The 20,558-nt window shown below is 55.7% G+C and carries 19 protein-coding genes; 10 read left to right on the forward strand and 9 right to left on the reverse strand.

What is annotated here, in order from left to right; all coding sequences use genetic code 11:
• Positions 1–96 precede the first annotated feature (96 nt).
• Entirely contained in the window at positions 97–1,746 is a 1,650-nt protein-coding gene (pgi, locus tag ABLU80_RS22620; protein ID WP_015704033.1) for a glucose-6-phosphate isomerase, read from the forward strand.
• 49 nt (positions 1,747–1,795) lie between these two features.
• On the opposite strand, the gene ABLU80_RS22625 is transcribed toward pgi, so the two are convergent.
• The 5 genes from ABLU80_RS22625 to ABLU80_RS22645 form a co-directional block, all read right to left on the reverse strand.
• Positions 1,796–2,275, reverse strand: a complete 480-nt coding sequence (locus ABLU80_RS22625; RefSeq protein WP_032709598.1) for an acyltransferase — start codon at positions 2,273–2,275, stop codon at positions 1,796–1,798.
• A 107-nt stretch (positions 2,276–2,382) separates the two neighbouring features.
• Entirely contained in the window at positions 2,383–2,763 is a 381-nt protein-coding gene (locus ABLU80_RS22630; RefSeq protein WP_045379119.1) for a Rid family detoxifying hydrolase, read from the reverse strand.
• Positions 2,764–2,783: 20 nt separating this feature from the next.
• A complete protein-coding gene (locus ABLU80_RS22635; RefSeq protein ID WP_015368778.1) occupies positions 2,784–3,104 on the reverse strand; it encodes an AzlD domain-containing protein in 321 nt (106 codons plus the stop codon).
• A complete protein-coding gene (locus ABLU80_RS22640; protein WP_045367743.1) occupies positions 3,097–3,837 on the reverse strand; it encodes an AzlC family ABC transporter permease in 741 nt (246 codons plus the stop codon). Before ABLU80_RS22640 ends, ABLU80_RS22635 begins: the two co-directional genes overlap by 8 nt.
• 83 nt (positions 3,838–3,920) lie before the next feature.
• Positions 3,921–5,198: an L-serine ammonia-lyase, iron-sulfur-dependent, subunit alpha gene (locus ABLU80_RS22645; protein ID WP_047080184.1), complete on the reverse strand. Its 1,278-nt coding sequence runs from the start codon at positions 5,196–5,198 to the stop codon at positions 3,921–3,923.
• A 364-nt stretch (positions 5,199–5,562) separates the two neighbouring features.
• Here ABLU80_RS22645 and psiE point away from each other — a divergent pair, with 364 nt between their 5' ends.
• On the forward strand, positions 5,563–5,973 hold the full coding sequence (gene psiE / locus ABLU80_RS22650; RefSeq protein WP_015368775.1) for a phosphate-starvation-inducible protein PsiE: 411 nt from the start codon (positions 5,563–5,565) through the stop codon (positions 5,971–5,973).
• A 193-nt stretch (positions 5,974–6,166) separates the two neighbouring features.
• On the opposite strand, the gene malG is transcribed toward psiE, so the two are convergent.
• From malG to malE, 3 genes are all read right to left on the reverse strand, one after another.
• Entirely contained in the window at positions 6,167–7,057 is an 891-nt protein-coding gene (malG, locus tag ABLU80_RS22655) for a maltose ABC transporter permease MalG (RefSeq protein WP_015368774.1), read from the reverse strand.
• A 14-nt stretch (positions 7,058–7,071) separates the two neighbouring features.
• Complete coding sequence (gene malF / locus ABLU80_RS22660) at positions 7,072–8,616, reverse strand: maltose ABC transporter permease MalF (RefSeq protein ID WP_015368773.1); 1,545 nt, start codon at positions 8,614–8,616, stop codon at positions 7,072–7,074.
• A 129-nt stretch (positions 8,617–8,745) separates the two neighbouring features.
• Complete coding sequence (gene malE / locus ABLU80_RS22665) at positions 8,746–9,936, reverse strand: maltose/maltodextrin ABC transporter substrate-binding protein MalE (protein WP_015368772.1); 1,191 nt, start codon at positions 9,934–9,936, stop codon at positions 8,746–8,748.
• A gap of 370 nt (positions 9,937–10,306) precedes the next feature.
• Here malE and malK point away from each other — a divergent pair, with 370 nt between their 5' ends.
• The 5 genes from malK (at position 10,307) to ubiA (ending at position 15,428) form a co-directional block, all read left to right on the forward strand.
• Complete coding sequence (gene malK, locus ABLU80_RS22670) at positions 10,307–11,416, forward strand: maltose/maltodextrin ABC transporter ATP-binding protein MalK (protein WP_015368770.1); 1,110 nt, start codon at positions 10,307–10,309, stop codon at positions 11,414–11,416.
• Positions 11,417–11,515: 99 nt separating this feature from the next.
• Entirely contained in the window at positions 11,516–12,814 is a 1,299-nt protein-coding gene (locus ABLU80_RS22675; RefSeq protein WP_015704036.1) for a maltoporin, read from the forward strand.
• Between the two features lie 107 nt (positions 12,815–12,921).
• The gene (gene malM / locus ABLU80_RS22680) at positions 12,922–13,860 is read left to right on the forward strand and encodes a maltose operon protein MalM (RefSeq protein ID WP_015704037.1); all 939 of its coding nucleotides are present in this window, start codon (positions 12,922–12,924) and stop codon (positions 13,858–13,860) included.
• A 188-nt stretch (positions 13,861–14,048) separates the two neighbouring features.
• Positions 14,049–14,546 (forward strand): chorismate lyase, encoded by a 498-nt coding sequence (ubiC, locus tag ABLU80_RS22685; RefSeq protein WP_015704038.1) that lies wholly within the window; start codon positions 14,049–14,051, stop codon positions 14,544–14,546.
• A 12-nt stretch (positions 14,547–14,558) separates the two neighbouring features.
• The gene (gene ubiA / locus ABLU80_RS22690) at positions 14,559–15,428 is read left to right on the forward strand and encodes a 4-hydroxybenzoate octaprenyltransferase (RefSeq protein WP_015704039.1); all 870 of its coding nucleotides are present in this window, start codon (positions 14,559–14,561) and stop codon (positions 15,426–15,428) included.
• A gap of 52 nt (positions 15,429–15,480) precedes the next feature.
• On the opposite strand, the gene plsB is transcribed toward ubiA, so the two are convergent.
• Complete coding sequence (gene plsB, locus ABLU80_RS22695; RefSeq protein WP_015368765.1) at positions 15,481–17,904, reverse strand: glycerol-3-phosphate 1-O-acyltransferase PlsB; 2,424 nt, start codon at positions 17,902–17,904, stop codon at positions 15,481–15,483.
• A gap of 130 nt (positions 17,905–18,034) precedes the next feature.
• Between plsB and ABLU80_RS22700 the strand changes: the two genes are divergently transcribed.
• The 3 genes from ABLU80_RS22700 (at position 18,035) to dinF (ending at position 20,530) form a co-directional block, all read left to right on the forward strand.
• The gene (locus ABLU80_RS22700) at positions 18,035–18,403 is read left to right on the forward strand and encodes a diacylglycerol kinase (protein WP_015368764.1); all 369 of its coding nucleotides are present in this window, start codon (positions 18,035–18,037) and stop codon (positions 18,401–18,403) included.
• Between the two features lie 122 nt (positions 18,404–18,525).
• Positions 18,526–19,134, forward strand: a complete 609-nt coding sequence (gene lexA, locus ABLU80_RS22705; RefSeq protein ID WP_015704040.1) for a transcriptional repressor LexA — start codon at positions 18,526–18,528, stop codon at positions 19,132–19,134.
• Positions 19,135–19,204: 70 nt separating this feature from the next.
• Positions 19,205–20,530: an MATE family efflux transporter DinF gene (dinF, locus tag ABLU80_RS22710; protein WP_047052935.1), complete on the forward strand. Its 1,326-nt coding sequence runs from the start codon at positions 19,205–19,207 to the stop codon at positions 20,528–20,530.
• Positions 20,531–20,558 lie beyond the last annotated feature (28 nt).

The raw sequence follows: 20,558 nt of genomic DNA on the forward strand, positions 1-20,558 counted from the left end.
CCCGTCAACGGCACAACACAAAAATCATCACAATTTTCCGCCGCTGAGGCTACAATCGACCGAAGTCACATTTTTCAAATCAGAAGAGTATTGCTAATGAAAAATATCAACCCAACGCAGACCGCTGCATGGCAGGCATTACAGAAACACTTCGATGAAATGAAAGACGTCACTATCAGCGAGCTTTTCGCCAAAGATAGCGATCGTTTCTCTAAATTCTCCGCCACTTTTGACGATCTGATGCTGGTGGACTTCTCCAAGAACCGCATCACTGAAGAGACGCTGTCTAAGCTGCAGGATCTGGCGAAAGAGACCGATCTGGCCGGCGCTATCAAGTCGATGTTCTCCGGTGAAAAAATTAACCGTACCGAAGACCGCGCGGTACTGCACGTCGCACTGCGCAACCGCAGCAATACGCCAATTGTGGTTGACGGCAAAGATGTGATGCCGGAAGTCAACGCTGTACTGGAGAAGATGAAAGCCTTCTCCGAAGCGATTATCTCTGGTAGCTGGAAAGGCTATACCGGCAAACCGATCACCGACGTGGTGAACATTGGTATTGGTGGTTCAGACCTCGGCCCGTTCATGGTGACCGAAGCGCTGCGCCCGTATAAAAACCACCTCAACATGCACTTCGTTTCTAACGTTGACGGCACCCATATCGCCGAAGTGCTGAAAGCGGTGAATCCGGAAACCACGCTGTTCCTGGTGGCTTCTAAAACCTTCACCACTCAGGAAACCATGACCAACGCCCACAGCGCGCGTGACTGGTTCCTGGCGACCGCGGGCGACGATAAACACGTGGCGAAACACTTCGCGGCGCTCTCCACCAACGCTAAAGCGGTCGGCGAGTTCGGTATCGATACGGCTAACATGTTTGAGTTCTGGGACTGGGTCGGCGGTCGTTACTCCCTGTGGTCCGCCATCGGTCTGTCTATCATTCTGTCCGTCGGCTTCGACAACTTCGTTCAACTGCTGTCCGGCGCCCACGCCATGGACAAACACTTCTCTACCACGCCGGCTGAGAAAAACCTGCCGGTACTGCTGGCGCTGATTGGTATCTGGTACAACAATTTCTTCGGCGCCGAAACCGAAGCAATTCTGCCGTACGATCAGTACATGCATCGCTTTGCCGCTTACTTCCAGCAGGGCAACATGGAATCCAACGGTAAGTACGTTGACCGTAACGGCAACGTCGTGGATTACCAGACTGGCCCTATCATCTGGGGCGAGCCGGGGACTAACGGCCAGCACGCGTTCTATCAGCTGATCCACCAGGGCACCAAAATGGTACCGTGCGATTTCATCGCCCCGGCTATCACCCATAACCCGCTGTCTGACCACCATCAGAAACTGCTGTCTAACTTCTTCGCTCAGACCGAAGCGCTGGCCTTTGGTAAATCCCGCGAAGTGGTTGAGCAGGAATATCGCGATCAGGGTAAAGATCCGGCTCAGCTTGAGCACGTGGTGCCGTTCAAAGTGTTCGAAGGCAACCGTCCGACCAACTCCATCCTGCTGCGTGAAATTACCCCGTTCAGCCTGGGCGCATTGATTGCGCTGTATGAGCACAAAATCTTCACCCAGGGCGCGATCCTCAACATCTTCACCTTCGATCAGTGGGGCGTTGAGCTGGGTAAACAGCTGGCTAACCGTATCCTGCCGGAACTGAAAGATGGCGCGGACGTCAGCAGCCACGACAGCTCTACCAACGGCCTGATTAACCGTTATAAAGCCTGGCGCGCATAAGCGCTGCGCAATTAAGCCTGAATGCCGACCCTCGGGTCGGCATTTTTATTTATAGCCGCCGCAGCAGCCTTGCCGGGTTGCCTGCCCAAACGCCTTTCTCGGTGATGGATTTTGTCACCACGCTCCCGGCGCCGATGACCACGCCATCGCAGATACTCACCGCCAGAATGGTGGCGCCGCTGCCGATAGAGACGTCATTGCCGATTTCAATACGCCCCCAACTGTCGCGGTCGGCATTCGGTTTGCCATCGCGGAACATATCATTAGCGAACATTACGCCGTGGCCGATAAAACAGCGTTGGCCGATGGTGACGTACTCGCAGATAAAACTGTGGGACTGGATTTTGCTGTCCGCACCGATGCGCGTGTGCCCCTGAATCTCGACGAACGGCCCGATAAAGACGTTATCGCCAAGCTGGCAATCATAGAGGTTGGCGGGCTGGTATATGACCACGTTTTCGCCGCAGATGACGTTGCGAACGCCGGTATCGCGAAGCGTAAAAGGGGGAATATTTGGCTCATTCGACATGCTGCGTTCCTCGTTCAGATCTCATCGTATAGTGCCTGCAAAATGAGCAAGGAGGAACGGCGAAAAACGGTGGGAAGGAGGCTGGAGGTTTTCCCCCAGCCAGGAGATTAACGAGAGAAGGCGATGGCTTCGATTTCGACGCCGGCGTCTTTCGGCAGTCTTGCGACCTCCACGCAGGAGCGCGCCGGAAAGGCGGCCTGATGTTCGGTAAAGAAGGCCTCATAGGCGGCGTTGATGGCGGCAAAATCCTGCAGGTCTTTGACAAACACCGTGGTTTTAACAATCTGCCCGACCGTGAGTCCGGCTGCTTCAACGATGGCTTTCACATTTTCCAGCGATTGCCGCGCCTGTTCGGCGATATCGCTGGGCATGGTGCCGTCCAGCGGATTAATCGGCAGCTGACCGGAGGTGATGGTCATCGCGCCGAGATTGACGCCCTGCACGTACGGGCCGATAGCGGCAGGCGCGTCAGCGGTGGTAATAATCATACGGGTTATCCTTCAAACGGTTACATAAAGTAATTCAACAACACCAGCGAGCCGACGCCGCTCACCACCACCCACACCAGGCCTAAACGGAAGCTGGCGAGCGTGCAGATAATGGCGGCGATCACCTTCGGATTCTTTAAGTCGAACTCCATGCTGGAATTCACGCTAAGGATCTGAATGGTGATAATGGCCGGCAGGACGGTGACCGGGACGAAGCGCAGCGTTTTGGTCACCCGCTCGGACATCTGGATTTTTCCGGCCAGGCCGATAAACGAAAATCGGATCAGGAAGGTCACGGCGGCCATACCCAAAGTCAGGGCGATAAAGTAGCTATTATTCATGTTCCAGCGCCTCCACGAACGGCATGTCGGATTCGGCCATCGCTGCCTGTTTACGTTCTTCAGCCAGGTCGACGCACAGCCCGGCGAGCACGCCAAGTACTGAGGCGACGACAATACCCAGGGAGTAGGGCAGGATGACCAACAGCACGCCGGAGACGGCGGCCACCACGGCGGCGACGGTACAGGCCTGGCTTTTTATTTGCGGCACCACGATGGCGATAAAGGCGGCGACCATGGCGAAATCCAGACCATACTTTTCAATATTCGGGAATGAGGCGCCGACCAGCGCGCCGAGGAAATCGGCCAGTACCCAAATCGCCCAGAAGGTGATCATCGCCGAGCCATAAAACAGATACTTATCCTGCTTATTGCCCTCCATCTCTTTGACGGTGGTGGCGTACACTTCATCGGTCAGCGCGTAGGACATAAAGCATTTTTTAAAGAACGATGCTTCACGGACGGTACCGGAAATAGAGGCGCTGTACAGTACGTGACGTAGGTTAATTATTAATGTGGTGAATATAATAACCCCGAGCGTGGCGCCGGTTTTAAGCATATTTAATGCCAGCATTTGCGCCGAACCGGCAATAACAATCGCCGACCACGCCGTACTCTGCCAGACGCTCATTCCGGCGCTGACGCTTAATGCGCCGACAATAAATGAAAATGGAAAGTCGCCGATGCACAGCGGCATAATGGCGCTGGCGCCGCGTAAGATGACTTTTTTATTCATCTGCTATACCTGCTAATTTATAAATAATAGTGTGGGTAGGGTAGGTTAATCAGGGCCTGAATGTTCAGGCCCGTTAAATATTATTATTTAGCGACCATGATGCTGATGATTTCTTTATCGGTGAGGGCCATTGGTTTAATCACCAGGCGACACAGGTTATTAATAGTCTGCTCGACATCGGCGCAGACAATACCGTCATTGGCGCCAGCACAGCTATTTTGCATTGCCATCAGTACTGCCTTAAAGGCGCTGGATACCACAGATGAGACTTTCATCGCACAGCTATTAGAGGCGCCATCACAAATCATGCCGGTAATATCGCTGACCATATTAATAATCGCGGTGTTAATGGTGTTGATGTCGCGAGTAAATAGCCAGGCCATCCCGGCGGCGGCGCCCATGGCGGCGGTTGAGGCCGCGCATAGCGCAGATAAGCGCGTATAACGAGAATGAATTGAGATGGCGGTGAGATGAGATAGAGACAAAGCGCGCGCCAGGGTCTCTTCATCGGCGCCGAGATGCTCTGCAACCACCACTACCGGCATGGTTGCCGTAATGCCCTGATTGCCCGAACCAAAGTTAGACATCGCTACCACCGGCGCGCCGCCCATGCGGGCATCTGAAGCGGCGACGGTGTCGATGATCACCTTGCTTAACAGATCGTTGCTCATCAGGCCGTTTTTCACGGCGTCAGCAAAGGTACCGTTAATGTTCAGGCCATATTTTTTGGTTTTGCCTTCTGCCGCCAGCGCGGAGTTTAAGCGCGCGGCTTCGAGAATAAAGCGAATATCATTAAAGTCGGCGCTATTAATAAATTCGTAAGCCTGCTGTAGCGAAAATGTGGGCAACGTTTCGTGCTGGGCGCTCGCATTCTGTTTTGCGCTTAATGGCTGCTGCTGGCCATTAATATAAAGTTCGACCACGTTGGTGTGGGTTCCTTTCACCACGACGCGACAGTTATTCTCGCCAGCAGAGAGAGTTAAATCGAGATGAATAAAGTCCGGGGTCTCTTCGACAGCAATATCAACGGCATTATTGGCGATCAGCTTCTGCGCCATTTCGACGTGTAGCGGGGTGATATCTTCCAGCGTTTTTAATCCCTTTTGCGGGTTGCCGCCGAATGCGCCAATTGCGGCGGCCAGCGCTACACCGCAAACGGTGGTGCCGGGAATAGTCACGCCCATCGCGTTTTTATAGAGATTGGCGGAAATAAAACCGCTAATTCTGGTGCAAGGCTTATCCAGATATTGTGCGGCGTAGGCGGCAGTGAAGGAAATAGCGACGGGTTCAGTACAACCTAAAGCCGGGGCAACTTCTTGTTTGAGCCATTTTACGTACAGGGAAGCGTTATCGGTATTCATAATGATTTAATGTCCAAAATTAAATTTTATTCAGCTGCGATAATGCTAAGACAAAGGATGAGAAAAATCTTACCCTAATAGCCACATAAACAATGCGGGTTAGAGAAAAATTTTATCTTGTGGCAGGTTTTAAGATATAACTGTTTCAAATAGTAAATGCTTTAAATTTCAGTTGATTATTTGGTTTTGTCCTAAGCGTAACGGATGATTTAGTTAACTTGCTCACAGCATTGCAGGAAGTAAAATTTTCTCTTAGTTGCATTTACCGCGTTGAAGGACCGATGCTGCTCGCAAAGCGAAGTAGATCTGGATCACACTTTTGCGCTATACAGATCAATAACGTTCATGCATTTGAGGTGTCACTATGCCGTCGGTATATCGTCCGCTGGTTAATTTTGTTGCGAAGGCCATGCAGGCCGTGCTCAACCTGGCGCTATTGTGCCTGGGAATTATTCTGGTGGTGTTCCTGGGAAAGGAGACCCTGCATCTGGCGCACGTGCTGTTTACGCCGGAGCCGGTGAGTAAGTACAAGCTGGTCGAAGGGCTGGTGGTCTATTTTCTCTACTTCGAATTTATCGCGTTGATTGTGAAATACTTTGAGTCCGGTTTTCACTTCCCGCTGCGTTATTTCGTCTATATCGGCATTACGGCGATTGTTCGGCTTATTATCGTCGACCATGAGTCGCCGATGGCGGTGCTGATTTACTCTGCGGCGATCCTTATCCTGGTGATTACCCTGTGGTTGTGTAATTCCAACCGCCTGAAACGGGAATAAAAAAAGCGGCCTCCAGGGCCGCTTGACCGACAATCACAAATGAAATTTATGTAGGGTCCAGTAGAGGATTGCAGTGGCATTTGCCCTACTTTTTCAGGGAGAGGTGGGCTGCCGTACCCGGTTGGGGTCGTGTACCACATCCCACCCTCTCTGAAATTTGGGGCGATAAAACAAGGGTCTAACATGATGAAACTTAACCTTTCACCCCGCCCGCCGTCAGGCCGTTAACCAACCAACGCTGAGCAAGCAGGAAGACGACGGTAATCGGAATCGCCGACAGTACCGCCGCCGCGGCGAAGTCGCCCCACAGGTAGTTCTGCGGATTGAGATACTGCTGCATCCCCACCGCCAGGGTATAGCTGTTCACATCGCGTAGCAGCAACGAGGCCACCGGCACTTCGGTAATCGCGGCGATGAACGACAGAATAAATACGACCGCCAGAATCGGCACCGACAGCGGCAGCAGCACCAGGCGGAAGGCCTGCCACGGAGTGGCGCCATCCAGCGCGGCCGCTTCTTCCAGTGAACCATCGATAGTTTCGAAGTAGCCCTTAATCGTCCAGACGTGCAGCGCGATACCGCCCATATAGGCGAAGATCACCCCGCCGTGAGTGTTGAGGCCGACGAAAGGCAGATACTGACCGAGGCGGTCGAACAACGCATACAGCGCCACCAACGACAGTACCGCCGGGAACATCTGGAAAATCAACATCCCTTTGAGCAGCGTCGCTTTACCCGGGAAGCGCATACGGGCGAAAGCGTAAGCGCAGGTGGTGGAGAGGGCGACGATGCCGATCGCGGTAATCCCGGCGACCTTAATTGAGTTCCACAGCCACAGCAGGACCGGGAATGGCGGCGGCGTTACCCGGCCATCGGCGTGTTCGACGCTGAAGCCTAATGCCAGACGCCAGTGCTCCCAGGAGATGGTATCCGGGATCAGGCTGCCGGTCGCGAAGTTGCCTTCGCGCAGCGAGATAGCGATAACCATCAGCAGCGGGAACATAATCGCGGCGATAAAAATCAGCAGCAGGAGATGCGTGGTAAATAAACGTAGCTTCTGCGATTTGGGTTGGACCATAGCCATTATCGTTATCTCCCTTAATCAAACTTCATGCGCGTGGCTTTCAGATTCACAATCGCTAACGCCCCAACCAGCAGGAAGATAAGCGTGGCGATAGCCGCCGCCAGGCCGAAGTCCTGACCGCCGCCGCCTTCAAAGGCGATGCGATAGGTGTAGCTCACCAGCAGGTCGGTATAACCGGCCGGCGTGGTGGTGCCGAGACGGTCCGGGCCACCGTTGGTTAACAGTTGAATCAGCACGAAGTTGTTAAAGTTAAAGGCGAAGCTGGCAATCATCAGCGGCGTGAGCGGCTTGATCAGCAGCGGTAGCGTAATTTTAAAGAAGTTCTGGAACGGGCCCGCGCCATCCATCGCCGACGCCTCGTACAGATCGTCCGGAATCGCCTTCAGCAGTCCCATGCACAGGATCATCATGTACGGGTAGCCCAGCCAGGTGTTGACGATGATGATCATCGTGCGCGCGGTGGTTGGGTCGCTAAACCAGGCCGGTTTAATGCCGAACAGCGCGCTCAGCATCATGTTGATTTCACCAAAGCTCTGGTTAAACAGCCCCTTGAAAATCAGTATTGAGATAAATGACGGCACCGCATACGGCAGAATCAACAGCACGCGGTAAATCGCTTTGCCCTTCAACGCTTCCCACTGCACCAGGCAGGCCAGCACCATTCCCACGGCGACGGTCAAAATCACCGTCAGCACCGAGAACACCACGGTCCAGACGAAAATGGCGAAGAACGGCTTCTGGATCCCTTCATCCTGGAAAACGCGGGTGAAGTTATCCCAGCCGATGGTGACGGTATAACCCGGGCTCAGCTTCTCATTGCCCCAGCTGCCGTCGGCATTGATGGATTGATAAAAGCCGATGTCGGCGTTGGGGCGATATTTCACGCCGCTTTGGTTGTTGGTGAGCGTGCCGTCATTAGCCAGCGCGTACAGCGGCTGGGTGCCGGAAAACTGGCGCAGTGAACTCATAATCACTTTGCTTTCATCCGGCAGCACGGCGGTCAGTTGGTTCAGCGCGGCGCGGTTCTGGGTGATTACGCGTAAATTCGCGCGTTCGCCTTGCGGCAGGGCATCGGCTTCTTTTAACGCCAGCTTCTGCTCGCCGCCAAATTTAAAGGCTTCAGAGAGATAATTTTTACCGCTTTCACCGTCTGTCAGCGCCAGCTGCCACTCATCGCCTGCCGGGTAGAGTGAGAAGTTATAGGCTTTGCCGGCCTGGAAAGAACGATCCATCAGTACCTGTTGGGCGCGTTCGAAGGTGAGCTGGTTGGTGCTGCTGTAGTTGGTGAAGGCGATGGCAATGGTGCAGATCAGCGGGAACAGAACAAACAGCCCCATCCCGGCGAGACCCGGATAAACATAGCGCCAGGCGTAAGCCTTGCGATTGGAAAAGATATACAGGCCAACTGAGCTTAAAATCAGCGTCATGATGGCGAACAGGTACTCCCCCTGGGCGTACATTAAAACAACAAGGTAACCCACCAGCAGGCACAGCAAACCAATCACAGACCATGTGAGTTGCGGGCTTTGCCACCAGTGTTTCTTTTTAACGGCATCCATGGGGATCATCCTCTACAACGTTAAATATCTGTCGACAAGAGTGCCTGATGGCGCTGTGCTTATCCGGCCTACAGGGTGTGTAGGCCGGATAAGGCATTTATGCCGCCATCCGGCACGTGTGCGACGGTATTACTTGGTGATACGGCCCTGTGCATCCTTCAGCGCGGCATCGACGGTCTGACGGCCGCTTGCGGCGTTGATAACCGCGGTACGGACGGCATACCAGAACGCCGACATCTGCGGGATGTTCGGCATGATTTCGCCTTTCTGGGCGTTAGCCATGGTGGCGGCGATACGCGGGTCTTTCTCCAGCTTCTCCTGGAAGGATTTCAGCGCCACGGCGCCCAGCGGTTTATCGTTGTTCACCGCTTCCAGGCCCGGATCGGTCATCAGGTAGTTTTCGAGGAACTCTTTCGCCAGTTCTTTATTCGGACTGGCGGCGTTAATCCCGGCGCTCAGTACGCCAACGAACGGTTTAGACGGTTTGCCTTTGAAGGTCGGCAGCAGAGTGACGCCGTAGTTAACCTTGCTCTTGTCGATGTTAGACCACGCCCACGGACCGTTGATGGTCATCGCGGTTTCGCCTTTGTTGAACGCCGCTTCCGCGATGGAGTAGTCGGTGTCGGCGTTCATGTGTTTATTTTTGATGAGGTCGACCAGGAAGGTCAGACCGGCTTTTGCCCCGGCGCTATCGACGCCGACGTTTTTCACGTCGTATTTGCCGTTTTCAAACTTAAACGCGTATCCACCATCGGCGGCGATCAGCGGCCAGGTGAAGTACGGTTCTTGCAGGTTGAACATCAGCGCGCTCTTCCCTTTCGCCTTCAGCGCTTTATCCAGCGCCGGGATCTCTTCCCAGGTTTTCGGCGGGTTCGGGACCAGGTCTTTGTTATAAATCAGCGACAAGGCTTCCACCGCCACCGGGTAAGCGATCAGTTTGCCGTTGTAACGTACGGCATCCCAGGTGAACGGATAAAGTTTGTCCTGGAACGCTTTATCCGGGGTGATTTCCGCCAGCAGACCGGACTGCGCGTAGCCGCCAAAGCGGTCATGCGCCCAGAAGATGATATCCGGGCCGTCGCCGGTCGCTGCAACCTGCGGGAACTTCTCTTCCAGCTTATCCGGATGTTCTACGGAAACTTTAATGCCGGTATCTTTTTCGAACTTTTTACCCACTTCAGCGAGGCCGTTATAGCCTTTATCGCCGTTAATCCAGATAACCAGCTTACCTTCTTCAATTTTTGCGAGGGCAGAGGCGGAAAACATCATCGTCGTCAATGCAGACAGCGCGAGGATGCGAGCGCCAGTTTTGATTTTCATATACCCGTCCTATTTGGTGATGTGCTCGTGGATACACTTGAGTGGTTTAACGCTGATGAGTTTCCTTTTTTAACAACCTCTTTCCATCCTCCCTATGTCTACGCCCCGCCCGCCGTTTATGTGATCCGTATTGCAGAAATGCCGGTAATGGGCCCTGGAGCACATAAAAAAGCCACCGTTTTTGTCGCTTCGATCACGAAATGACCTTTTGCCGGGAACTTCCGGCGGCGAGAGGCGATTTCTCATCCTCCCGTCTCCTCCCCCATCAAAAACCCGGGGGGTGGAGGATTTGCCAACGTAATGAATGCCGCATAGTCAGCCCATCTTGAATGTGTCTTTAAGTGACAGGTTGTAACGAAGGGAGAAGGGCATGGCGAGCGTACAGCTACGAAATGTAACGAAAGCCTGGGGCGACGTGGTGGTATCTAAAGATATCAATCTCGAGATCCAGGATGGGGAGTTCGTCGTGTTTGTAGGACCGTCGGGCTGTGGAAAATCCACCCTGCTGCGTATGATCGCCGGACTGGAAACCGTCACCAGCGGCGATCTGTTTATTGGCGATACCCGAATGAACGATGTGCCGCCCGCCGAGCGCGGCATCGGCATGGTATTCCAGTCTTATGCGCTCTATCCCCACCTTTCCGTTGCCGAAAATATGTCTTTTGGCCTGAAACTGGCCGGGGCGAAAAAAGAGGTGATTAACCAGCGCGTGACTCAGGTCGCCGAAGTGTTGCAGCTGGCGCACCTGTTGGAGCGTAAGCCGAAAGCGCTCTCCGGCGGCCAGCGTCAGCGTGTAGCCATCGGCCGTACCCTGGTCGCCGAGCCGCGGGTTTTCCTGCTTGATGAGCCCCTGTCCAACCTCGATGCCGCGCTGCGCGTGCAGATGCGTATCGAAATCTCCCGTCTGCATAAGCGCCTTGGTCGCACGATGATTTACGTCACCCACGATCAGGTGGAAGCCATGACCCTGGCCGACAAAATCGTCGTGCTGGATGCCGGCCGCGTCGCGCAGGTCGGGAAACCGCTGGAACTCTATCACTATCCGGCAGACCGCTTCGTCGCGGGCTTTATTGGCTCGCCGAAGATGAACTTCCTGCCGGTCAAAGTCACCGCGACCGCTATCGAACAGGTACAGGTCGAACTACCGAACCGCCAGCAGGTCTGGCTGCCGGTAGATAGCGCCCACGTTCAGGTCGGCGCCAATATGTCTTTGGGCATCCGCCCGGAACACCTGCTGCCGAGCGACATCGCCGATGTCACCCTTGAGGGCGAAGTGCAGGTGGTCGAACAGCTTGGTCACGAAACGCAAATTCATATCCAGATCCCCGCCATCCGTCAGAACCTGGTGTACCGCCAGAATGACGTGGTGTTGGTAGAAGAGGGAGCCACATTCGCCATCGGTTTGCCGCCGGAGCGCTGCCATTTATTCCGTGAGGATGGCACCGCTTGTCGTCGGTTGCATAAAGAGCCGGGCGTATAAGGTTCCCCATTAAAAGAAGACGCGAACCCAGCGCGCAGCCAACCATGCGGCGGCCGACGGGGAAGTGTTCAAAGAAAAGCAATGATCTCAGGAGATAGAATGATGATTACTCTGCGCAAACTTCCACTGGCGGTAGCCGTTGCGGCGGGCGTGATGTCTGCCCAGGCGCTGGCTGTCGATTTCCATGGCTACGCGCGTTCCGGCATTGGCTGGACCGGCAGCGGCGGCGAACAGCAGTGCTTCCAGGCCACCGGCGCTCAAAGTAAATACCGTCTCGGTAACGAATGTGAAACTTACGCTGAACTGAAACTGGGCCAGGAAGTGTGGAAAGAGGGCGATAAGAGCTTCTACTTCGATACCAACGTTGCCTACTCGGTATCGCAGCAGAACGACTGGGAATCTACCAGCCCGGCCTTCCGTGAAGTTAACGTGCAGGGTAAGAACCTGATCGACTGGCTGCCGGGTTCAACCCTGTGGGCCGGTAAGCGCTTCTATCAGCGTCATGACGTTCACATGATCGACTTCTACTACTGGGATATCTCCGGTCCTGGCGCCGGTATCGAAAACATCGATCTGGGCTTCGGTAAACTCTCTCTGGCCGCCACTCGTTCTTCTGAATCCGGCGGCTCGGCAACCTATGCTGACCGCGATCCGCTGACTGGCGAACGCGTTTATGATCATCTGGTACCGAACGACGTCTTCGATGTGCGTTTAGCGCAGATGGAAACCAACCCAGGCGGTACGCTGGAGCTGGGCGTGGACTATGGTCACACCAACGTGCCGGATGACTACTACCTGCAGCCGGATGCATCGAAAGATGGCTGGATGTTCACCGCTGAACATACCCAGAGCATCCTGAAAGGCTACAACAAATTTGTTCTGCAGTACGCGACCGACGCCATGACCTCCAACGGTAAAGGCGTACCGCAGGGCGGCAGCATAAATAATGATGGTTCCATGTGGCGTGTGCTTGACCACGGCGCGGTCTCTCTGGCGGACGATTGGGACATGATGTACGTCGCCATGTACCAGGACGTCAACCTGGACAACAACAACGGTACCAAATGGTGGACCGTCGGCGTACGTCCTATGTACAAATGGACGCCGATCATGAGCACCCTGCTGGAAGTCGGCTACGACAACGTCAAATCGCAGAAAACCGGCGACAGCAACAACCAGTACAAAATTACCCTGGCGCAACAGTGGCAGGCGGGCGACAGCATCTGGTCTCGTCCGGCAATTCGTCTGTTCGCCACCTACGCGAAGTGGGATGAGAAGTGGGGTTACACCGATAGCGGCGTCGCCATGCGCGATACCTCTGGTACCGGCATCAACACTTCCAGCCGCGGCGACGACGATGAGTGGACCTTCGGCGCCCAGATGGAAATCTGGTGGTAATGCAATCCGCATCATGATGAGTAAAAGAGGGGCAGCAGCCCCTCTGTTTTCGGCCCAGCGCGCTATTGCCTGGCTAACGCTCGGCCATAGGAATTGAGGTGATAACAATGAATATGAAGAAAAGTCTCGTTGCCCTCTGCCTGTCCGCCGGCCTGCTGGCCAGCGTACCCGCAGTCAGTTTTGCTGATGTCAATTTCGTGCCGCAGAATACCTCTGCCGCGCCGTCAATCCCGGCCTCCTCGCTGCAGCAGTTGACCTGGACGCCTGTCGATCAATCGAAAACCCAAACTTCTAAAGTGGCGGTCGCCGGTCAAACGCTGAATGTCCCCGGTATCGCCGGGCCGGTGGTGGCCTATAGCGTACCGGCCAATATCGGCGAGTTAACTCTGACGCTGACCAGCGAAGTCGACAAACAGACTAGCGTCTACGCGCCAAATGTCCTGATCCTCGATCAGAGCATGACGCCGTCCGCCTTCTTCCCGAGCAGCTATTTCACTTATCTGGAGCCGGGCGTGATGAGCGCCGACCGCCTGGAAGGGGTAATGCGCCTGACGCCGGCGCTGGGACAGCAGAAAATTTATGTGCTGGTGTTTACCACTCCGCAGGATCTGCAGCAGACCACCAAATTAATCGACCCGGCGAAAGCCTACGCGAAAGGCACCGGTAACGCGGTGCCGGACATTCCGGATCCGATTGCTAAACATACCACTGACGGCACCTTGAGCCTGAAGGTGAAAACGTCTTCGAGTTCCAGCGTGCTGGTGGGCCCACTGTTCGGCTCCTCCGGCCCGGGCCCGGTGACCGTCGGCAATACCGCGGCGCCGGTCTATAACGCCCCGGCCGCTGCGCCGGTAGCCGCGCCAGCCCCAGCAGCCAAAAGCGAACCGATGCTTGACGATACCGAAACCTACTTCAACAACGGTATTAAGCAGGCGGTGAAACAAGGTGATATCGACAAAGCCCTGAAATTGATGAACGAAGCTGAACGCCTCGGCTCGAAATCTGCTCGTTCCACCTTTATCAGCAGTGTAAAAGGCAAGGGGTGACCGTCTCCCCACAATGCTGATGTTTAGGCACAGCCTTTAGGTGCGTCCGCCTGGACGCACTTTTTTTTATCGCGCAGCGGCAACTGTTGCATGCCTGTTGCGCGGATGATCGTATATTGACGTTTGCCCGCCCTCAAAACGCTATTCTGCGCTACAATGCCTGCACGTTTTGTACCGGAGAATCAGGCATGCCACATCCTGCGCTTACGCAACTGCGTGCGCTGCGCTATTTTGCCGCCATACCCGAGCTGGACGCGCCGCTGCGCGACTGGCTGTTGCTGGAAGACTCAATGACCAAACGCTTTGAGCAACAAGGGAAAAAGGTCACCGTGACCATGATTAACGAAGGTTTCGTCGGGCGCGACGCGCTGGCGGGCGAAGAAGCCCTGCTGCCGGAAGAGGCGCGGTATTGGCTGCGGGAGATCATTCTTTGCGCCGATGGCGAACCCTGGCTTGCCGGTCGTACTCTCGTGCCGGAATCGACGCTATGCGGCCCGGAATTAGCCCTGCAGCAGTTGGGGCAGACGCCGCTGGGCCGGTATCTGTTTACGTCGTCGACGTTAACCCGTGATTTTATTGAGATTGGCCGTAGTGCACAGCTGTGGGGGCGACGTTCCCGTCTCCGGCTGAGCGGCAAACCGCTGCTGCTGACAGAGCTTTTTCTGCCTGCATCGCCATTGTATTAAGAGGAAGAGAAAATGGAGTGGAGTCTGACGCAGAATAAGCTGTTGGCGTTTCACCGCCTGATGCGTACTGACAAACCAATCGGCGCGCTATTGCTGCTGTGGCCGACGCTGTGGGCGTTATGGGTGGCTTCGCCCGGGGTGCCGCCGCTGTGGATTCTGGCGGTATTTGTCGCTGGCGTCTGGTTGATGCGCGCCGCCGGCTGCGTCGTGAATGACTATGCCGACCGTAAATTTGATGGTCACGTTAAGCGTACGGCTCGCCGGCCGTTACCAAGCGGTGAGGTCACGGAAAAAGAGGCGCGCATATTATTCGCGGTGCTGGTGGGGCTCTCCTTCCTGTTGGTGTTGACGCTCAATACCATGACCATCCTGCTGTCGGTCGCGGCGCTGGCGCTGGCCTGGGTCTACCCCTTTATGAAGCGCTACACCCATCTGCCGCAGGTGGTGCTGGGCGCGGCCTTTGGTTGGTCGATCCCGATGGCGTTCTCGGCGGTAAGTGAAGCGCTGCCGCTCAGCTGCTGGCTGATGTTCCTCGCCAATATTTTGTGGGCGGTAGCCTACGACACCCAGTACGCGATGGTCGATCGCGACGATGATGTCAAAATCGGCATTAAGTCGACGGCGATCCTATTCGGCGAAAACGATCGTTTGATTATCGGTATTCTGCAGGTTGCCGTGCTGGTATTGATGGGAGCGATAGGCTGGCTGAATGGGCTGAACTGGGCGTTTTACTGGTCGCTGTTTATCGCGGCAGGACTGTTTGTCTGGCAGCAGAAACTTATCTTCAAGCGCGAACGCGATAACTGCTTCAAAGCGTTTATGAATAATAACTACGTTGGACTGGTGCTGTTTCTCGGTCTGGCGATGAGTTACCTGCAGTAAATCCTTCTGTTCCCCGACTCGCGCCGCGAGCCGGGGAACAGAAGCCGCAACGTTATGCGTCGTCCTGAGCGGCGCTTTCAATCGTCAAACGTACATCCGACGTAATCAAATCCGCCAGCATCTGGTAGACCTTCAGGGTTTCTGCCGGCTCGGCATCGCCGGTATCGCTGATGTAGCCTTCGTCACGCAGGGTCAGCACCAGAGTACTGAACACCGCCTTATCGAAGAACTCCGGCGCGTTGATACCGTGCAGTACCGACAGACGCTGCGCCATGGTGCGGCTTTCTTTTTCCAGCGTACTGCGGTTGATGGACGGGTTGGCGCTCAACAGCCAGAAGGTGATCGCGTAGCGCTGTAACGTCTCGCGCGCGCCGGCGGCCAATAGCTGCAGGGAACGAGAGTGGGCCGGGTTGACGCTCATCTCATCGCCATTCAGCACCACCAGCCCCTGACGCTGCATCTCTGCCATCAGCGCATCGATAACGCCCGCCAGTTCTTCTTTTTCCCAGCGCAGGAACAGTTCGGCTTTCAGGAACGGATAGAACATCTCGACATGACGCAGCACTTCGCTACGTGAGATGCGGCGATGCTGGGTCACGATAGCGGCCAGCAGCGACGGCATCACCAGCATATGGGCGATGTTGTTGCGATAGTAGGTCATCAGCACCGCCTGCTCGCGCGGCAGGATGATGATATCGCCGATGGTGTCTTTCTCGACTTCGAACTTGTTCATCTGCAGCGCGTGGTCGATAAGCTCGCTGGCGGAAGCCGTCGGCGCGGTCGAATCGGTGGAGTACGGCACGTTACGCAGCAGGTCGAGGTAGCAATCCAACTGTTGGGTTAGCTGCTCACGGGTCAAAGAACGCTGACGTGACGCCAGAAGCGCCGTACAGCACAGGTTCATGGCGTTAGCTGCCCCGGCATTGTTGATGCGCACCATCAGATCGGCGGCGATATTATTCACCGTCGGCGTCAGCCAGGAAGGGCGGACGGCTTCGATAGGATCGATGGCTTCGCGCCATTCCGGCACGTGCTGATTGAGATAGGTCATCAGTGGCAGCGGTTCACCGAAGTTAACGTAGCCCTGGCCAAGATTACGCAGCTTACTGAGGCCGCGCATCATCTGCGGCAGGCTCTCTTTTTCTTTTGTCGCGCCGCGCAGCTCTTTGGCGTAGGTACCCACTTCCATCACGTGCTCGTAGCCGATATAAATCGGCACCAGCGTGATGGGGCGGCTACCGCCGCGCAGCATCGCCTGGATAGTCATCGACAGGGTGCCGGTTTTCGGATCCAGCAGACGGCCGGTACGGGAACGCCCGCCTTCGACAAAGTATTCCACCGAATAACCACGGCTGAACAGCTCGCCAAGATATTCGCGGAATACCGTGGAGTAGAGCTTGTTGCCCTTAAAGGTACGGCGAATAAAGAAAGCGCCCAGGCGGCGGAAAATCGGCCCAGCCGGCCAGAAGTTGAGGTTTATGCCGGCAGCGATATGCGGCGGCACCAGACCCTGATGATAGAGCACATAGGAGAGCAGCAGGTAGTCCATGTGACTACGGTGACAAGGCACATAGACAATCTCATGGCCGTCATGCGCCAGCTGGCGTACGCGCTCGGCATTGTGCACGTTAATCCCCTGGTACAGACGGTTCCAGGTAAAGCCCAGAATACGGTCAGTCAGGCGGATCATTTCATAAGAGAAGTTAGCGGCAATCTCTTCCATCAGCGCAATGGCGTTCTGCTGGGCCTTCTCGTGAGAAATCTTCTTGCTGCGCGCTTCATCTTCTACCGCGCGGGCGATAGCTTTCGACGCCAGCAGCTTGTTGAAGAGATCCTGACGGGCAGGGAGGCGCGGGCCGACGGCGGCCAGACGTTGACGGGCGAAGTGCATACGCGCCACGCGGGCCAGCTTCTGGGCGATGATTTTATCGGTACCGTGCTCATCCGCCATGCGGCGCAGAGAGACCGACGGCGAGAAACGCACGAAGCTATCGCGGCCAAGCCAGGAAACGGCGAAGAATTTCTGAATACCGTTAAGCATCCGCAGCGGCGGATTCTCTTCGCCTTTTTCACGACCCGGCGCGCGGCCGAACATGACCGACACCGGTACCATTTGCACGTCGAGGTCGGGATGGTTACGGTGGAGATCCAGGTAGTCGTGGAACAGCTTGATGGACTCTTCTTTCGGCGTGTAGTAGGTAAACACGCGCGGGCCGCCGTGGATGAAAACGTAGCGCGGCAGCAGTGTGCCGTCGATTTCCAGCGGTTCAAAGGGATCGGGTAAATCATGCGCCAGGCACTGGGCGCGCAGGGTCAGCAGGTCCGCCTTGGAGTTATAAGGCAAGACGTACATTATCGGACGCGAGGTATCGAGCCCTAATTCCTGAGCAGGTTCTGCCGGAATAGACTTGCTTTTTACCAGCACCCGTAATGGTAAATTCAGTAATTTATAGTAAATTCGTTGCCAGCCGGACATAAACGATGTGAAGCCTCTGGTTAATCATGCAAATGCGCGGCAAGAATAACAGAAAGCGTACAAAATTTCCGTTGTCACACGGCAAACACGTACACTCAGCGACGTCATTTACATTAAAAGGTTCTTTTTGATGGCCAATAATACCACTGGGTTAACCAGAATCATTAAAGCAGCAGGTTATTCCTGGAAAGGTTTCCGCGCGGCATGGGTTAATGAAGCCGCTTTCCGTCAGGAAGGGGTCGCCGCTATTGTGGCCGTGGCGATAGCCTGCTGGCTGGATGTCGATGTCATTACGCGAGTCCTGCTTATTGGCTCGGTCCTGTTAGTGATGATAGTCGAAATTCTTAACAGCGCGATTGAAGCGGTGGTTGATCGTATCGGGCCTGAACACCATGAACTTTCCGGGCGCGCCAAGGATATGGGGTCGGCAGCGGTACTACTGGCGATAATCATCGCGCTGATCACCTGGGCCATGCTGCTGTGGTCGCATTACCGTTAAGTCTTGTCGGCAACGCTCGCAAAACGGAAAGAATCTCCTGATTTTTATATGATATGTGGTTCCAAAATCACCATTAGCTGTATATACTCACAGCATAACTGTATATACACCCAGGGGGCGGAATGAAAGCGTTAACGACCAGGCAGCAAGAGGTGTTTGATCTCATCCGGGATCACATCAGCCAAACGGGCATGCCGCCGACGCGTGCGGAAATTGCTCAGCGCTTGGGGTTCCGTTCCCCAAACGCGGCGGAAGAACACCTCAAAGCGCTGGCGCGTAAAGGCGCGATTGAAATCGTCTCCGGCGCTTCCCGCGGCATTCGTCTGCTGACGGAAGAAGAACATGGCCTGCCGCTGATTGGCCGCGTTGCCGCCGGCGAGCCGCTGCTGGCGCAGCAGCATATTGAAGGTCACTACCAGGTTGATCCGGCGATGTTTAAACCGAATGCCGACTTCCTGCTGCGCGTAAGCGGGATGTCGATGAAAGACATCGGTATCCTCGACGGCGATCTGCTGGCGGTGCATAAAACTCAGGACGTGCGTAACGGCCAGGTGGTTGTCGCGCGTATCGATGAAGAAGTGACCGTTAAGCGTCTGAAAAAGCAGGGCAACGTCGTTGAACTGCTGCCGGAAAACAGCGAGTTTTCCCCAATCGTCGTCGATCTGCGCCAGCAGAGCTTCACCATTGAAGGTTTGGCCGTCGGCGTGATCCGTAACGGTGAGTGGCTGTAACTCCCGTCTTAACGCAGCGTCATCATGATGCATGACGCTGCGATGTTCCTCCTCTGTCTGGTCCCTCTTCATGCTGCTCAACGCCGCCGATAAAGCACTGTGGCGCCTCGCGCTACCAATGATTTTCTCCAATATCACCGTTCCGCTGTTAGGGCTGGTCGATACCGCCGTTGTCGGTCATCTCGATAGCCCCGTCTATCTTGGCGGCGTCGCCGTCGGCGCGACGGCCACCAGTTTCCTCTTTATGCTGCTGCTGTTCCTGCGAATGAGCACCACTGGCTTAACCGCTCAGGCCTATGGCGCCAAAGATCCGCAGCGCCTGGCGCGCGCGCTGGTGCAACCGCTGATCCTGGCGCTGGCCGCCGGGCTGCTCATCGTTCTGTTCCGCATGCCGCTCATTGACCTCGCGCTGCATATCGTCGGCGGCAGCGAGGCGGTACTGGAACAGGCCAGGCGGTTCCTGGAAATCCGCTGGCTCAGCGCCCCAGCGTCGTTGGCCAACCTGGTGCTGTTAGGGTGGCTGCTTGGCGTGCAGTACGCTCGCGCCCCGGTCATCCTGCTGGTGGTCGGCAACGTGCTGAATATCGTGCTCGATCTGTGGCTGGTGATGGGGCTGCATATGAACGTGCAGGGGGCGGCGCTGGCGACGGCGCTGTCGGAATACGCCACCTTTATCATCGGCCTGCTGATGGCGAAACGGGTGCTGGCGCTGCGTGGCGTGACGTTTGCCATGTTGAAGGAGGCGTGGCGCGGCAATATGCGGCGCCTGCTGGCGCTTAACCGCGACATCATGCTGCGCTCGCTGCTGCTGCAGCTCTGCTTTGGCGCCATCACCGTCTTCGGCGCCCGTCTTGGCAGCGACGTGGTGGCGGTCAATGCGGTACTGATGACCATGCTGACCTTTACCGCATACGCGCTGGACGGTTTTGCCTATGCCGTCGAAGCTCATTCCGGGCAAGCCTACGGCGCGCGTGACGGTAGCCAACTGCTGGAAGTCTGGAGCGCTGCCTGTCGGCAGTCGGGAATGGTAGCGCTGGCGTTCGCGTTAATCTACAGCGTGGCCGGTGAGCATATCATCGCGCTATTGACCTCTATCCCATCATTGCAGCAGCTGGCAGACCGCTATCTGTTCTGGCAGATGATCCTACCGGTGATTGGCGTTTGGTGTTATCTGCTGGATGGCATGTTTATCGGCGCGACGCGCGGCGCGGAGATGCGTAATAGCATGGCGGTAGCCGCTGCGGGGTTTGCGGTGACGTTGCTCTCTGTGCCCATGCTCGGCAATCACGGCCTGTGGCTGGCGCTGGCCGTGTTCCTGGCTTTGCGTGGGCTTTCGCTGGCGCTCATCTGGCGCCGCCACTGGCAGCGTGGCACCTGGTTTAACTCACCCTCCTGAATGTAAAAAGCCCGGCTCAGCGTAGCGC

Origin of the sequence: Klebsiella sp. CN_Kp104 (assembly GCF_040064515.1) — a bacterium.
Lineage (GTDB): Bacteria > Pseudomonadota > Gammaproteobacteria > Enterobacterales > Enterobacteriaceae > Klebsiella > Klebsiella aerogenes.